Source organism: Prevotella bivia DSM 20514, assembly GCF_000262545.1.
Lineage (GTDB): Bacteria > Bacteroidota > Bacteroidia > Bacteroidales > Bacteroidaceae > Prevotella > Prevotella bivia.
Window position 1 is genome coordinate 992,544 of sequence record NZ_JH660660.1, and the last position, 14,785, is coordinate 1,007,328.

Annotated in this window: 12 protein-coding genes; 2 read left to right on the forward strand and 10 right to left on the reverse strand. The window is 41.5% G+C overall.

The genetic code is table 11. From position 1 onward, the window contains the following. Positions 1-189: 189 nt before the first annotated feature. From trpS to gltX, 4 genes are all read right to left on the reverse strand, one after another. A complete protein-coding gene (gene trpS / locus PREBIDRAFT_RS06470; RefSeq protein ID WP_004336812.1) occupies positions 190-1,278 on the reverse strand; it encodes a tryptophan--tRNA ligase in 1,089 nt (362 codons plus the stop codon). A 99-nt stretch (positions 1,279-1,377) separates the two neighbouring features. Then, positions 1,378-1,893, reverse strand: a complete 516-nt coding sequence (locus tag PREBIDRAFT_RS06475; RefSeq protein WP_004336811.1) for a zinc ribbon domain-containing protein — start codon at positions 1,891-1,893, stop codon at positions 1,378-1,380. Further along, positions 1,890-3,125, reverse strand: a complete 1,236-nt coding sequence (locus PREBIDRAFT_RS06480; protein WP_036875509.1) for a 3-deoxy-D-manno-octulosonic acid transferase — start codon at positions 3,123-3,125, stop codon at positions 1,890-1,892. Before PREBIDRAFT_RS06480 ends, PREBIDRAFT_RS06475 begins: the two co-directional genes overlap by 4 nt. Before the next feature lie 32 nt (positions 3,126-3,157). Then, positions 3,158-4,675, reverse strand: coding sequence for a glutamate--tRNA ligase (gene gltX, locus PREBIDRAFT_RS06485; RefSeq protein WP_004336809.1), 1,518 nt, complete (start codon positions 4,673-4,675; stop codon positions 3,158-3,160). A gap of 106 nt (positions 4,676-4,781) precedes the next feature. On the opposite strand from gltX, the gene PREBIDRAFT_RS06490 reads away from it, so the two are divergent. Together PREBIDRAFT_RS06490 and PREBIDRAFT_RS06495 are read left to right on the forward strand one after the other, a co-directional pair. Further along, positions 4,782-6,857, forward strand: a complete 2,076-nt coding sequence (locus PREBIDRAFT_RS06490; RefSeq protein WP_004336808.1) for an HD family phosphohydrolase — start codon at positions 4,782-4,784, stop codon at positions 6,855-6,857. A gap of 225 nt (positions 6,858-7,082) precedes the next feature. Continuing rightward, positions 7,083-8,606, forward strand: a complete 1,524-nt coding sequence (locus PREBIDRAFT_RS06495) for a hypothetical protein (RefSeq protein ID WP_004336807.1) — start codon at positions 7,083-7,085, stop codon at positions 8,604-8,606. A 215-nt stretch (positions 8,607-8,821) separates the two neighbouring features. Here the strand turns inward: PREBIDRAFT_RS06495 and tnpC are convergent, their stop codons facing one another. The 6 genes from tnpC to PREBIDRAFT_RS06525 all read right to left on the reverse strand — a co-directional run bounded on the left by tnpC (position 8,822) and on the right by PREBIDRAFT_RS06525 (position 14,783). Continuing rightward, positions 8,822-10,396: an IS66 family transposase gene (gene tnpC / locus PREBIDRAFT_RS06500; protein ID WP_004339069.1), complete on the reverse strand. Its 1,575-nt coding sequence runs from the start codon at positions 10,394-10,396 to the stop codon at positions 8,822-8,824. 63 nt (positions 10,397-10,459) lie between these two features. Then, positions 10,460-10,804, reverse strand: coding sequence for an IS66 family insertion sequence element accessory protein TnpB (gene tnpB, locus PREBIDRAFT_RS11135; protein ID WP_004339067.1), 345 nt, complete (start codon positions 10,802-10,804; stop codon positions 10,460-10,462). A gap of 83 nt (positions 10,805-10,887) precedes the next feature. Further along, entirely contained in the window at positions 10,888-13,185 is a 2,298-nt protein-coding gene (gene priA / locus PREBIDRAFT_RS06510; protein WP_004337459.1) for a replication restart helicase PriA, read from the reverse strand. A 54-nt stretch (positions 13,186-13,239) separates the two neighbouring features. Further along, complete coding sequence (locus tag PREBIDRAFT_RS06515) at positions 13,240-13,848, reverse strand: porin family protein (RefSeq protein WP_004337460.1); 609 nt, start codon at positions 13,846-13,848, stop codon at positions 13,240-13,242. 110 nt (positions 13,849-13,958) lie between these two features. Then, the gene (locus tag PREBIDRAFT_RS06520; protein ID WP_004337463.1) at positions 13,959-14,180 is read right to left on the reverse strand and encodes a DUF2795 domain-containing protein; all 222 of its coding nucleotides are present in this window, start codon (positions 14,178-14,180) and stop codon (positions 13,959-13,961) included. Between the two features lie 57 nt (positions 14,181-14,237). Next, entirely contained in the window at positions 14,238-14,783 is a 546-nt protein-coding gene (locus tag PREBIDRAFT_RS06525; protein WP_004337464.1) for a cob(I)yrinic acid a,c-diamide adenosyltransferase, read from the reverse strand. Positions 14,784-14,785 lie beyond the last annotated feature (2 nt).

The following is a 14,785-nucleotide window of genomic DNA, read 5'->3' on the forward strand; positions in this document are numbered from 1 at the left end:
TTTAGAAGAATGTATCGGACAAAGCTCCCCCTTTAATTAGCAAAACATCACCTTTCGCTAGGCAAAAGATGACCTTTTATTTTCGGTTTCTATCTGCTTTATTTCCAGACACTTATAATGCCGTGAAATAAAGACTATAGCTAAAATGTGATTTTGAAGAATTTCAACATTATTCAGTCTCAACGCTCCTTATTTTGCACGAAAACGTTCAGACTGAGAGCGGATAAGTTCTGCATCGTGGAAGTAATTGATCTGCATTGCAGCACGTACTTCGTCCATAGTCTTGGCTGCTTCTGCGCGAGCTACATCGCTACCTTTCTTTAATATGTTATATACCTCTGGGATGTCTTGCTCAAACTCATGACGACGAACACGGATAGGGTCTAACATCTTGTTGAGAACACTATTCAATAGCTTCTTACACTTCATATCACCAATGCCACCAGCAGAATATGCCGCCTTCAACTCTTCTAGGTTGGCAAACTCTGGCCAAAACTCTGCAAAATCTTCATCGGTAGAGAAGGCATCAAGGTAAGTAAATACTGCGTTGCCTTCTACATGTCCAGGGTCGGAAACATTGACATGTGTAGGATCGGTGTACATACCACGTACTTTCTGCCAAACAGTGTCGGCATCATCGGATAGATAAATGCAGTTGCCTAGACTCTTACTCATCTTCTCTTTACCATCGGTACCGGGCAAACGGCGTGCTGTGGCGTTCTGTGGTAACATAATAGTAGGTTCTACTAAGACAGGAGAATACACCTGATTGAAGCGGCGTACTATCTCGCGTGTTACCTCTATCATAGGCTCTTGATCCTCGCCAGCAGGTACGGTAGTGCCTTTGAAAGCTGCGATGTCGGCAGCTTGCGATACGGGATAAGCAAAGAAGCCCATAGGGATGTTAGCCTCAAAGTTGCGCATCTTAATTTCTGTTTTCACCGTTGGGTTACGTTGTACACGGCTTACCGTGATGAGGTTCATGAAATAAGTGGTTAGTTCGGCTAATTCAGGGATCATACTCTGAATATAAAGCACACATTTTTCAGGGTCTAACCCCACAGATAGATAGTCGAGTGCTACTTCAATGATATTCTGACGAATTTTTTCAGGGTTGTCAGCATTGTCTGTTAAAGCCTGAACGTCTGCCATAAAGACAAACATTTTGTCGTAATCGCCAAGGTTTTGTAGTTCGACACGACGACGCAACGAACCGATATAGTGTCCGAGGTGGAGTTTACCTGTAGGACGGTCGCCTGTTAAAATAATTTTTCCCATTGTATGTTTTCTTATTTTATTATTCTGAAATAGTTAGCCTTACGTGGCAGTACAATCTTTTTGGGACCTGCCTCTGGATAAGCTAATGACTACTATTTACTAGTTAATAGTATGATTTTCTGATAGATGGTCTTCACCAAAGATAGAGTCGGTAGGATAGTCTTGCTTATCTTCCTCTGGCGCAACTTCCTCCTGAGGCGCAGTTTGTGGTGCTGTTTCCACAGTGTCAGGCACTACTGGTTCTGGCTCTTCTGCTTGAGGTTGCTCGTAAGGAATAGTGTCCATAACGGTAGTTTGTGGTTGCACGGGTTGATCAGCTTCAGCTGTACTTAGGCTGAAATATACACCAGCACTAGCAGCTATAAGCACCAATATTACTGCTAAAATCCAAAGGTGTTTGTTACTGTGGGGGCTTTCTTCTTCGGAAGCTGCAACGTAAGCTTCTTCATGATAAGCATCCTGATTAGGAATATACTCTTGCCCCTGACTTACTAGTGGTAAGGTAATTTCCATAATGCCACCACAATTGGGACATTTACACTCTATGGTAGCGCCTTCTTCAGCCTCTACTACAAACTTAGAACCGCAGTTGTCGCACGTTATTTGATATTTCATAGCTGAATATTATTTAATACTTTATTGGATGCTCCCGCAAGGGCTGCTACATATTTACCTCCTGCAATGCCACGTTCAAGACGGAAGTTAGTCTCGACTTCAAACCGTTGGATATATTTACTGAAATCTTCAAGATTGTGGATTTCAAATCCACCACCATTATGTTTTAATCCTTGAGCTTCAGCAAAATGGGCATTGTTAGGACCAAATATTACGGGTATACTCCACACAGCAGCCTCAAGCACATTATGAATACCTACGCCAAAGCCACCTCCCACGTAAGCCACCTCGCCATAGCGATAGATAGAAGAGAGCAAGCCAAAGCAATCGATGATTAACACATCAGCATTAGCAGCATCGGTTTCGGTGGTTTGTGTGTAGCGTACCACTTTCTTATTTTTTAATAAAGAGATGATTTGTTTGAGATGATCTTCGCCTATAACATGTGGGGCTATAATCAGTTTCCATGATGGATGCGTATTAAAATATTCAATGAAAATAGCCTCGTCGGGGAGCCATGAAGAACCAGCTACAAAGGTAAGTGGCTTTTTTTCTTCGTGAATGTGTACAAAACTATCTACAATAGGCAACTGCTTACTGGCTTCTTTTATTTGCAATACACGATCGAAGCGCGTGTCGCCTACTACAGTACTGTTCTTAAAACCTATACCTGCCAAGAGCTGTTGGCTCTCTTCGTTCTGCACGAAAAAGTGGGTAAAGCATTGGAGAACTCTACCATAGTTGCGTCCATACCATTTAAAGAAAATCTGATTTGGGCGGAAAATGCTAGAAACACTATAGGTGGGAACACCGCGGTACTGAAGAATGTGTAGATAATTATACCAAAACTCGTACTTAATAAAGAATGCCATTACAGGGCGAATGGCACGAAGAAAGGCACGAGCATTGGTAATAGTGTCGATAGGGAGATAGGTTATAATGTCGGCTCCAGTGTAGTTTTTACGCACTTCGTAGCCAGAAGGCGAGAAGAAAGTTAGGAGGATTTTATATTCAGGATGCTCCTTATGCACTTTCTCGATAAGGGGACGTCCCTGCTCAAACTCTCCTAACGAGGCTGCATGAAACCAAATGTATTGCGCATCAGGATCGACTTTCTCACGTATTTGCTTTATAGCTTCACGCTCACCGTCCAACATCTTTCGCAGTTTTTTGTTAAAGTAGCTCCCCACTACAATACCAAACTGGATAAGATACATAATTATGTTATACATCTGCTGCCGTCTCTTCTATGATAATAATTTTCTTAGCCTAAAGTCTTTATAGCCTTGCGCATGCGGTCAAGGGTTTCTTCCTTACCAAGGAAAGCTGAAATATCAAACATGCCCGGACCTTTACCTTCGCCCACAAGGGTGAGGCGGAAAGCGTTCATCACATCGCCTAGCTTGTATGCTTTCTCCTCCACCCACTTCATGACAATAGGCTCTTGCCCCTCAACAGTGAAATCTTCGATACCTTCAAGCACATCGGCAAGCTCGGTCATCTGTTGAGCAGAGTATTCTTTCCAACGCTTTTTAGTCGTTTTCTCATCATAGCTGGTTGGAGCAATGAAGAAGAACGAACAAAGATCCCATAGTTCTTGCACAAAGCTAACACGATCTTTCATCATGTGAACTACCTGTGTAATACGCTCCTTTGTAGTATCAATACCATTATTAGCAACGATAGGTGCAAAGAGTTTAGCGATCTCATCATCCGACTTTTGCAAAATGTATTCGTGGTTGAACCACATACCTTTCTTGTAATCGAACTTAGCTCCGCTCTTTGAACACTTAGTAATATCGAATGCTTTTACTAGTTCTTCAAGAGAAAACATTTCTTGTTCGGTACCAGGATTCCAGCCAAGAAGAGCAAGAAAATTGACTACAGCTTCAGGAAAATAGCCACTTTCGCGGTAGCCTGAGCTAACTTCGTGGGTTTTAGGATCGTGCCATTCTAATGGGAATACTGGGAAGCCAAGACGGTCGCCATCACGTTTGCTAAGTTTACCCTTACCTTCTGGCTTTAATAATAGTGGTAAATGGGCAAACGCTGGCATAGTATCTTCCCAGCCAAATGCGTGATAAAGCAGTACATGAAGTGGGGCGCTAGGCAGCCATTCCTCACCGCGAATGACGTGAGAAATCTCCATCAAGTGGTCATCTACAATGTTTGCAAGGTGATAAGTAGGCAATTCGTCAGCACTTTTGTAAAGCACTTTGTCGTCAAGGATATCTGTTTTGACACGGACATCACCACGGATCATATCGTTTACATGTACTTCCTCGCCCGGTTCGATTTTGAAACGTACCACATATTGGTTGCCATCTTCTATCAAAGTTTTTACTTCGCTTTCTGAAAGGGTGAGCGAGTTGCGCATCATACCACGTGTATGAGCATCGTATTGAAAGTTTTCTATCTCTTTACGTTTGGCTTCTAGCTCCTCTGGAGTATCGAAAGCTATGTAAGCTTTGCCAGCTGAGAGCAATTCATCGACATATTTTTTATAAATATCGCGACGCTCACTCTGACGGTAAGGTCCCTTATCGCCACCAAAGCTAACACCTTCATCGAATTGTATTCCAAGCCATTTGAACGACTCTAAGATATATTCTTCTGCGCCAGGGACAAAGCGATGCGAGTCGGTATCTTCTATACGAAATACCAAATCGCCACCATTTTGTTTTGCAAATAAGTAGTTATACAAGGCGGTACGCACACCGCCGATATGCAAAGCACCTGTTGGACTAGGTGCAAAACGCACCCTTACTCTTCTTTCAGACATTGTTCTATTATTAATAATTTGTGCAAAATTAGTGTTTTTTTTCGACTATATGCCATTTTTTTAGTATTTTCGCATACTGTAATCGTAATCGAAAAGACCGACTTATATGATAAAATTCAAATATAATACTAACAATTCTTGGAGTAACTTTGTTATAAGAATGCTGCTTGTGGTGGGAGTTACCCTCTTCATTTCTTTCTTTTTGCCTAAAAATAAAGGCAAATTATTCCATTATGAGGAGGGAAAACCATGGCTTTATGGGCAGTTGATAGCTAAGTTTGATTTTCCTATTTTCAAGACAGAAGAGACAATAAAGCAAGAACGCGACTCTATTTTAAAGCATTTTCAACCCTATTACTATAGGCAAAAGAGCATCGAAGATAAAAATATAAAGGCTTTTAAAGAAGCGTATAAGGGAGGAATCCCCGGAGTACCTGCTAACCTTACTGATGTTGTCATCAAACGTTTTCATGAGATTTATTCAGTAGGTGTGATGGATCCACAGCAGTATAACCGTCTCTCAAAGGACACAAGTATGCTTATACGTGTTGTTGCAGAGAAGCAAGCTGTGAGTACTCCTCTTAAAACAGTGTATCCTACATCTGAAGCTTATGAGCAAATTTTTATGGATCCGCAGCTATCTCCCTATCGTGCTGCATTGCAACAATGTAACTTGAATAGTTATATTGAACCCAATATTATCTACGATAAAGATAGAAGTGAGACGGAAGCTAGTGATATGTTGAGTCTTTTGCCACAAGCTTCGGGTATGGTTTTAGAGGGACAACGTATCATAGATCGTGGTGATATTATTGATGGGAAAACTTATCGCATTCTTGATTCTTTTGAACAAGCTATGGAAAAGCGTAATGCCTCACAAGACGAAGTGTTATTAACGACGATAGGGCAAATGCTTTATGTGTTCATTTTGCTATTGCTTTTCACGCTTTATTTAACGCTTTTCCGTAAAGATTATTTTGGAAAACCTCGTGCATTAGGGCTACTTTATGTAACGATAGCTATCTTCCCTATTATAACATCGTTAATGATGGAACACACTATCTTTAGTGTTTATATCATTCCGTTTACAATGGCAGCCATCTTTACGCGTGTTTTTACCGACTCACGTACGGCTTTTATCACCTATGCCACGATGATATTGATAGCAGCGGCGGCGGTGAAATATCAATATGAATTTATAGTAGTACAGTTCGCAGCAGGTTTAATAGCTATCTATTCCTTGCGTGAACTATCGAAGAGAAGCCAAATATTCATCACGGCCTTGGTGGTAACGCTTGGTTCTGCAGCTATGTATTTAGCATTACAACTCATTCAGGCTGATAATGTTTCGCAGCTTGATCATTTTATTTACCTCCATCTTACTATAAATGGTATCTTCTTGTTGTTTACTTATCCTTTGATGTTGGTTATTGAAAAAACATTTGGTTTCATCTCTACTGTTACTATGTTTGAACTTTCTAATACCAATAATCAGTTGCTTCGCCAACTCAGTGAGACTGCTCCGGGTACTTTTCAGCACTCTATCACGGTGGGAAATCTTGCAGCAGAAATAGCCAATAAGATAGGGGCGAAAGCACAACTCTTGCGTACAGGTGCGCTCTACCATGATATAGGTAAGATGATTAACCCTGTTTTTTTTACAGAAAATCAGGCTGGTGTTAATCCACATGATAAGCTTAACGATTTAGAAAGCGCACGCATCATCATCAGCCATGTTACCGATGGCTTGAAACTTGCAGAGCAAAATGGGCTTCCTAGTATGATAAAAGATTTTATTTCTACTCACCATGGTGCAGGAATAGCTAAATATTTCTATATTCATTATCAAAATGAACACCCTGATGAGAAGGTAGATGTTGCTCCTTTTAGATACCCAGGGGTTAATCCTTTTACACGAGAACAAGCTATCTTGATGATGAGTGATAGTGTGGAAGCTGCTTCGCACTCTCTTACTGAATACTCGGAAGAGTCAATAAGTGGACTTGTTAATAAAATAATAGATGGGCAAGTAGCACAAGGGAGCTTTAATGATGCTCCTATAACTTTCCTTGATATTACTACTGCTAAGAGTGTTTTGATAGAACGACTAAAAGCGATTTATCATACTAGAATACAATATCCTAAGCTTAAAAACGAAGCTGCTCAAGCTAAAGAGCCATAACTCTTACCCCAAATATATAAATCAAGGCGATTATTTCAGAAACGAAATAATCGCCTTAATGTGTTTTATATAAGCACTTTATATACTTTCATTCTGTGAACTCAAAATATTTTCTACGGTAAATGAGGGTATAAAATAGTATAATAATTTGGATTTTTAGAACAATGTGATTACCTTTGCACCCATAATAAACATAAAGTTTTATAAGGATAATACAATTTACAAATGAAAACTAAAGTACTTGCAACTATTGGTTTGCTAGCAACAGCACTCACTTCATACGCAGGTGGATTGTTAACCAATACCAATCAAAGTATTTCTTATTTACGTGTTCTTGCACGAAATGGTGCAATTGGTATTGATGGTGTTTATTTTAATCCTGCTGGTGTAGCCTTTTTATCAGACGGTTTTCACCTTGGTTTAGGTGTTCAAAACATTTATCAGACACGTACTGTTACAACAGGAATGACCATTCCTGCTTTAAAGCCGCTAGGATTTGAGCATCCTTTTATCTTAAATGGAGGTGATGCGAATGGTGCAAAAACATTTAAAGCTAAAGCTGCTGTGCCTATTTTCCCAACTATTCAGGCAGCATACAATAAAGATAAGTGGAGCTTTCAGTTTGGCTTTGGTGTTGTAGGTGGCGGTGGTAAAGCTACTTTTGGCGATGGCTTGGGAAGTTTTGAGCGTAATATAGCTATGATTCCTATCCTTCTTGCTAGTAATCCTGATACAAAAACAACTTCACCTAGCTATAGCTACAATGCTTATATGAGCGGTCAGCAATACGATTTTGGTGTGCAGTTAGGTGCTGCTTATAAGATCAATGAGCATTTGGCAGTGTATGGTGGTGCACGTTTTAATTATTTCTACAATACGTATGAAGGACATCTCACCGACATTACAGCAAATATTAAGGGAACAAACGAAAAACTATATCCTTACTTTGATGCAAAGGGAAAAGGCTTAAAAGCACTTGCAGAAGGAATAGCTGCAAAGGCAAAAGCAGCACAGTCTCCAGAGAAAGAAAAGCTTCAAGCTGAAGCTGCTAAGTATACAGCAGTTGCAAAGCAGCTAGAAGGATATAAAGAAAAGGTAGCCGATAAGTATCTTGATAATACTCAGAAGGGTTGGGGTATCACAGCGATTATAGGTATTGACTATAAGAGTGGTCCTTGGAATGTTGCTGCAAAGTATGAATTTCCTACACGTCTGAACCTTGAAAACCAGATAAAGGTTGATAATACAGGTATGTTTAAAGAGGGTGTAAACACCCCGGGCGATCTTCCAGCTATCCTTGCTATTGGTGGACAATACTCTGGTATTAAGAATGTTCGACTACTTGCCAGCTTCAATTACTACTTTGATAAAGATGCTCGTATGGATAAAGATAAGCAAAAGTTGCTATCTGGTAACACGCGCGAGTATATGGGTGGAGTAGAATGGGATATAACTCCTGCTATTACTGTGAGTGGTGGTGTACAATGTACACGTTACGGACTTGGTGATGGTGCTTACCTTTCTGATATAAGCTTTGTTACAAGTAGTGTTAGCTACGGTATAGGGGCAAAGTTTAAGATTATGAAGAATGCTAGTTTGAATGTGGGTTACTTCCTTACAGACTACGAACATTTCAAGAAGGATACTAAGCTACCAATGAATGCTGGTAAACCTGTTGAGGTCAATGTTTCAGAAGATTTTACACGTACTAATAAAGTATTTGGTGTAGGATTAGATATTGATTTCTAAAAAATAAATACTATAGACTTCTAAATATTATACATTTCTTATAACAGACGTGCGACTTATACTGCAGGGATTGCAGATAAAGTCGCACTTTTTTTGTATCTACTTTAGGATAATAGTGAGAGTAAGACCTCTTTATATTGTAAGCATCCAATATTAGCCGACTTTCACACCAACAAATAACCCTTATACGTCTGGCAGCATATAAGGGTTATTTGTTATTTGAAGTTTGAAGGTAGCATTTTCGTGAGTTCCTCCTCCGTCATATCGGGCAGGGGCTTTGAAAGGATTTCCTTCATCCATTTGTATGGCTCTATGTCTGCTTCCCTGCAACATGCCATGAAGGTATAGAAGATGGCGTTGTTCTCCGCTCCCTCATTGTTACCACAGAACAGGTAGTTCTTTCTTCCAAGCGTGATGGGCCTAATGGCCTGTTCCATAAGGTTGTTGTCTATGTTGAAGCGTCCGTCCTGCACATACCTACCTATGCGTATCCATACGGCGAAGGCATAACGCAGCGCCTTCTCCATAGCTTCGCCTGGGGTGTACTGTTTGTGTACATCCAACATATAGGTCTCCAAATACTTAAGAATGGGGTAAGCTTTAGCCTTTCGTTCTGTCTCCACTTCCTCGGGTGGTGCTTTCTTGTGTTTGAGGTTTTCCTCCAACTCATAAAGCGTGGCTATCGTTTCGATGATATGGGCGGCGTTCTTATCGTCAGTCGCCAGATGTTCGAACTTACGTCTCACATGTGCCATACATCCTAACAGCACGATGCCCTGAACGTTCTCAAACCTGCTGTAGACCTCATACCCATCAGACTGTATGGCACCCTGGTAGCCCTTGAAGAGTTCATTTGCCACAGCGCCCGACCGCGCCCCGTCCTTCCAATGGAAGAACACACCCTGGGAGTGCATGGCGTCACGCACGCCCCACAGGTATCCCTTGCGCGTCTTTCCCTTGCGGTCGGCAACCTGCACGCTGGTCTCGTCAACCTGAAGGTAAGAACTTTGCAGGATCTGTCTTACTTGAAGTTTGTAAAGTGGATAAAGTGCATCGGCGGCATTGTGAACCCAGCTGTTGACGGTTGAGGTGGGGATGTTCACGCCCAGTTCCTTCCATCTTTCACATTGCCTATACTCGGGCTGGTGATAGGCGAACTTGGCGGTGATGATTTCGGCGAGCAGGGAAGCGTCGGCAAAACAATCCACTGCTTGCTTTTTCAAGGGGGCGTTCAGGATGTCGACCTTCGCATCCGTTGGCCGGGCTTCCTTTAGGCGGCAGATGACACGATCTTCTACCCTGACATAAAAGGATGAGGGACGCAGACACAGATGCTCACTTCTGTCATGTCCGATGATAGCCATGCGCTCAGCATCATAATCCTCTGGGTATATCTCCGTCACCTGTCGCTCTATGTTCTCGGGAACATAGGAGGCGTAGGCCGTACCCTTTCTGGAAGGGCGGCTCACACGGCGTGATGACCTGCGTTGTCCGGACTGCTGTTTTATCTCCTTGATGATGGGAAGGGCTTCTACCCGAGCCAGAGAACCCTCTTTGGCCCACTGCTCGTCAAAAAGCGTACCCGTCCAGTCGCTTGCACTCTCAGGCAGGCGTTTCTCGCTGCGCCTGCCAAATACCATGCGCTCAAGTTCAAGAATACGACGGGACTTTTGTTCCAGCTCAGCATCCTTAACCTTAAGCTCAGCATCCCTTTGCTCAAGAAGTTTAACAACAGCTTCCCGAGTGAGAGAATGGTAGTCAGATGTCATTGTGCAATAAGGCATATCCATTACATTATCAGTTCTTTATACAATGTAAAGGTGCGAAAAATATCTGACACTGGCAAGAAAATACTAAGATTTGTTGTATCTTTTTCTTCGGTAGCAATTAGGATTTATACCTTCAATATAGAGTACCAGTTCGTCCCAGCGAAGTTCATAAAATCCAGTTCTCGCCCGTATGATTTTAGGACTCAGGCAACCCTGTACCATCTGTTTATGATAGACGACAAAACCACAGCGTTCCCAGTGCAGCAATTTGATTCGGTTACGGGATCGATTGTAGAAAACGTAGACAACACCATCAGAAGGATTGAAGTCATTGCTACGTACCAATTGGGACAGGCGAAGAATACCCTGACGCATATCCACAGGAGTGCAACAAACCCGAAAAACATTTGTTTCGTTGAGTACAAACATAAGTTTTTCGGGCAAAGGTAGTAAAGCAAGAATGCTACACAAAGGCGGCTAATATTGGATGCTTACTTTATATTCCGTTAAAATTATAACGGATCTACATCATAATACACCACCAAAGCACCATAACGCTTATCCTTACTCATAGCCGCTTGCACCTGACGAAGCACCTGTTTCGCTCTTGTCATATCTATACCGTTCTCAAGCTTGAGGACAATTTTTCTAATATTGAGCGTTTTTACGCGCGCAACGGCAGGCTTATCAGGACCTAGCACACGGTTTCCCAATACTTCACGAAGACGAGATCCCAATTCATATCCAGCCGATTCCACCACGTTTTCCTCACGATGCTTCAGATAAACATAGATGAGGCGATAAAAAGGAGGATAGTGAAAATCCTTTCTTTCTTCCAAAACATTACGATAAAAGTTTTGATAATCATTATGTACCACTTGCTGAATAATGGGCAACTCCTGATTTTTTGTTTGTAAAATCACCAATCCTTGTTTGCCTTTTCTGCCTGCTCGTCCACTCACTTGACACATCATCATAAACGCCTGCTCGTAGGCACGGAAGTCAGGATAGTTCAACATAGAATCGGCATCTAATATTCCCACTACCGAAACCTTGTCAAAGTCTAGTCCCTTTGTTATCATTTGTGTGCCGATGAGCAAGTTTGTCTTGCCCTCCGAAAACTCGTTGATGATACGATCGTAGGCATTATGGGTGCGTGTGGTGTCCAAGTCCATACGTGCTATCTTAGCCTCGGGTAGCAAACTACTAATCTCATCTTCTATTTTCTCCGTGCCATAACCTCGCCCACGAATATCTGTTCCTTCGCAGCAAGGACACGCTGTAGGCACTTTATAGGTGTATCCGCAGTAATGACAGCTAAGACTATTCATATTTTTATGCAATGTGAGCGACACATCACAGTTTGGACACTTTGGCACCCATCCACATTGTTTACACTCCACCATAGGAGCAAAACCACGACGGTTTTGAAACAAGATGGCTTGTTGTCCGTGTTCTAACGCCTCTCTCACAGCAGAGAGCAAGCGAGGAGAGAAAGGTCCTTTCATCATCTTTCTTCGGCGCAAATCCTTTATATCCACAATCTCTACTTGAGGAAGCTGAATATCTTTGTATCTTCGTGAGAGTTCCACAAAGCCAAACTTACCATTCTTTGCGTTGAAGTAGGTTTCTATTGAAGGCGTAGCAGTACCTAAAAGAACCTTTGCTTTATACATATTTGCCAATATGATGGCTGCCGACCGTGCGTGATAGCGTGGGGCAGGATCTTGCTGCTTAAAGCTTTGTTCGTGTTCTTCATCTACTATTACCAAGCCTAATTGCTGAAAAGGCAAGAATACCGCACTTCTAGCCCCTAAGATAACATCATACGGGTGGTTGGACAATTGCTTTTTCCATATCTCTACACGCTCTGCATCGCTGTATTTACTATGATAAATGCCCAATTTATCGCCAAAAACAGCCTGCAAACGGCTTGTCATTTGTACTGTTAAAGCTATCTCTGGCACTAAATAAAGTACCTGTTTATGCTCCTCTATCGCTTTCTGAATAAGGTGGATATAGATTTCTGTTTTTCCCGAAGAGGTAACCCCATGTAAGAGCGTTACAGGGTGTTGCATCATTTGTAGAAGAAGATGGTTATAAGCATCGGTCTGTGCTTCGTTTAGCGGTTTTATCTTTTCATAGTGAGTAGCAATACCTATTTGCAATCGCCCCACCTCCTTTTCGTAAGTACGCAATACCTTTCGCTCTACTAAAGCATGAATAACCGATAGGCTACAATGCGCCTCATTGAGCAATTCTTCGCGTGTAACCTCTCTTAAAAGGCTATCGCTGTTGAGGCTATTTATAGTATCTACTCCTGCTAACTGCAAATAAGTCATCAACACTTCTTGTTGCTTCTTAGCTCTTCCAAAGGCGTTTAACAATAAGTTTAATGCTTCATTGTTCTTATAAATATCAGATAAAGTGATGTAGAGTTCTGTTCGTGGTTTGTATTTATCTTCAGTCTTTAATCCTGAAGGGAATGCAGCCTTATATACATCGCCTATAGGCGTCATATAATAATTGCTCATCCATTGCCATAGTTTGAGCTGTTCTGGAACAAGGATAGGCGTTGGCTCAAAGATTGATAATATCTCTTTAAAAGTTATTTTTTTGCCCTTTTCATCGACACTGTTTGCAGGTTCGGGAGCAGGGTATAGGCTTACGATACCTACATAAGTCTTTGTTTTGCCAAAAGGCACTACCACACGCATCCCAACCTGCACCTTATCAGCAAGCGCATCGGGTACAATATATGAAAATTGTGCATCTAAAGGCACAGGAAGGACGATGTTAGCGTATGCCATTTTCTGAGTTTCTTAGTAGAATAATACCCACTTATTCATTGAGGTATTTGCCTTTTAGAAGAAGTAAGCCACACCAATTTGCCATGAATTATTATGGCTTTTGCTCTTTGTTATATTGTCAATAGCAGTGTCGAGGGTAATGTCAGCCGACTTTCCACATACTATATTGTAGTTAGCACTTACTTGAAGATGACTTAAAACGGTGGCACCGAGACCTACATTCACGCTGAAATCGCTCTTTTTTAAAGAGTAACTGCTACCGCTATTCCACTTAAAGTTTTTGTTTCCAACGTTAATTCCCCATTGTGGACCAGCAAAAAAGAAGATGTCTGCCACACTGCCCAGTCCTATACTATAGCGCAAGTTTACAGGGATAGTTATTTGCTGCAGCTTCACATTGAGCATATCGCCAGTGCCATCGTCCACTTTTGCTGATTGATAATCGTATAGGGCTGAAGCATCAATACCAAGTCCGATGAGGGGAAAGCTAAGTTTAGCAGTGGGACCGAAAAAGAATCCAGCACGGTTCGACTTGTCAATTACCTTACTGCTGAAGTGCATATCGGTAACGTTCAAACCACCTTTGATACCAAACTTAAAACTTTGAGCATTCGCAAAAGTTACCAACAATAGTGCTAGTGTGGCTAAAACGTATCTTTTCATATTACTTTTTGTTATGTGTTATTGACAATATAAACGGAAAAAGGTTGTTCGCCATTTTTGTGCGAGCAACCCTTTTTCTTTTATCTAGTTATAAACTATTTCTTGCAGAATTAATATTCATCCTCATTCCACAAGAAATCATCCTTAGATGGGTAGTCAGGCCAAATGTCTTCTATGCTGTCATAGACATCGCCTTCATCCTCTATCTCTTGTAAATTCTCTAGTACCTCTAATGGGGCTCCTGAACGCATCGCATAGTCTATCAACTCATCTTTGGTAGCAGGCCATGGCGCATCTTCTAGTTTAGAGGCTAATTCTAATGTCCAATACATAATATTTTTTGTTAAAAATTAATTCTTATACGGCTGCAAAAGTAATATTCTTTATTCTTATTTGCAAGATATTTCCCACTTTTTTTCGTCCACGTTATCACGATAGTTTATGTAGCGTGCTAGCGTAAAGAAATAGTCGGATAACCGATTGAGGTAAGGCAGGGTATTCATACCTGCATTCATCGTTCTCGACATCGTTACAACACGGCGCTCAGCACGGCGGCATACGGTGCGACAGATGTGGCTTTCGCTCGAAGCTAAATTACCTCCGGGATAAACAAATGAGAACTTCTTGGGGAGCATCGCTGTGAGACGGTCGATCTCTTCCTCTACTTTTTCTATCTCGGTAGCATCTATTTCGTATTTTTCATTATATTTTTCTGATGCCATTAACGAACTGAGCAAGAAGAGATTTCCCTGCACGTGGTGTAAGAAATCGCCGATTTCATCGGTAATACCTGCGGTAGAAATGAGTAGCCCTATATGAGAATTTAGCTCGTCTATATTGCCGTATGCCTCTACTCGAGTATCGTCTTTATCCACCTTGGTATTGCCTATCAATGAGGTTTTACCAGCATCACCCGTTTTCGTGTAAATTTTCATAG

Coding starts and splice junctions, on each gene's coding strand:
- tnpC (WP_004339069.1), bottom strand. CDS start 10,396: ATGGATATGCCTTATTGCACAATGACATCTGACTACCATTCTCTCACT.
- PREBIDRAFT_RS06515 (WP_004337460.1), bottom strand. CDS start 13,848: ATGAAAAGATACGTTTTAGCCACACTAGCACTATTGTTGGTAACTTTT.
- PREBIDRAFT_RS06495 (WP_004336807.1), top strand. CDS start 7,083: ATGAAAACTAAAGTACTTGCAACTATTGGTTTGCTAGCAACAGCACTC.
- PREBIDRAFT_RS06475 (WP_004336811.1), bottom strand. CDS start 1,893: ATGAAATATCAAATAACGTGCGACAACTGCGGTTCTAAGTTTGTAGTA.
- priA (WP_004337459.1), bottom strand. CDS start 13,185: ATGGCATACGCTAACATCGTCCTTCCTGTGCCTTTAGATGCACAATTT.
- PREBIDRAFT_RS06525 (WP_004337464.1), bottom strand. CDS start 14,783: ATGAAAATTTACACGAAAACGGGTGATGCTGGTAAAACCTCATTGATA.
- gltX (WP_004336809.1), bottom strand. CDS start 4,675: ATGTCTGAAAGAAGAGTAAGGGTGCGTTTTGCACCTAGTCCAACAGGT.
- trpS (WP_004336812.1), bottom strand. CDS start 1,278: ATGGGAAAAATTATTTTAACAGGCGACCGTCCTACAGGTAAACTCCAC.
- PREBIDRAFT_RS06480 (WP_036875509.1), bottom strand. CDS start 3,125: ATGTATAACATAATTATGTATCTTATCCAGTTTGGTATTGTAGTGGGG.
- PREBIDRAFT_RS06490 (WP_004336808.1), top strand. CDS start 4,782: ATGATAAAATTCAAATATAATACTAACAATTCTTGGAGTAACTTTGTT.
- tnpB (WP_004339067.1), bottom strand. CDS start 10,804: ATGTTTGTACTCAACGAAACAAATGTTTTTCGGGTTTGTTGCACTCCT.
- PREBIDRAFT_RS06520 (WP_004337463.1), bottom strand. CDS start 14,180: ATGTATTGGACATTAGAATTAGCCTCTAAACTAGAAGATGCGCCATGG.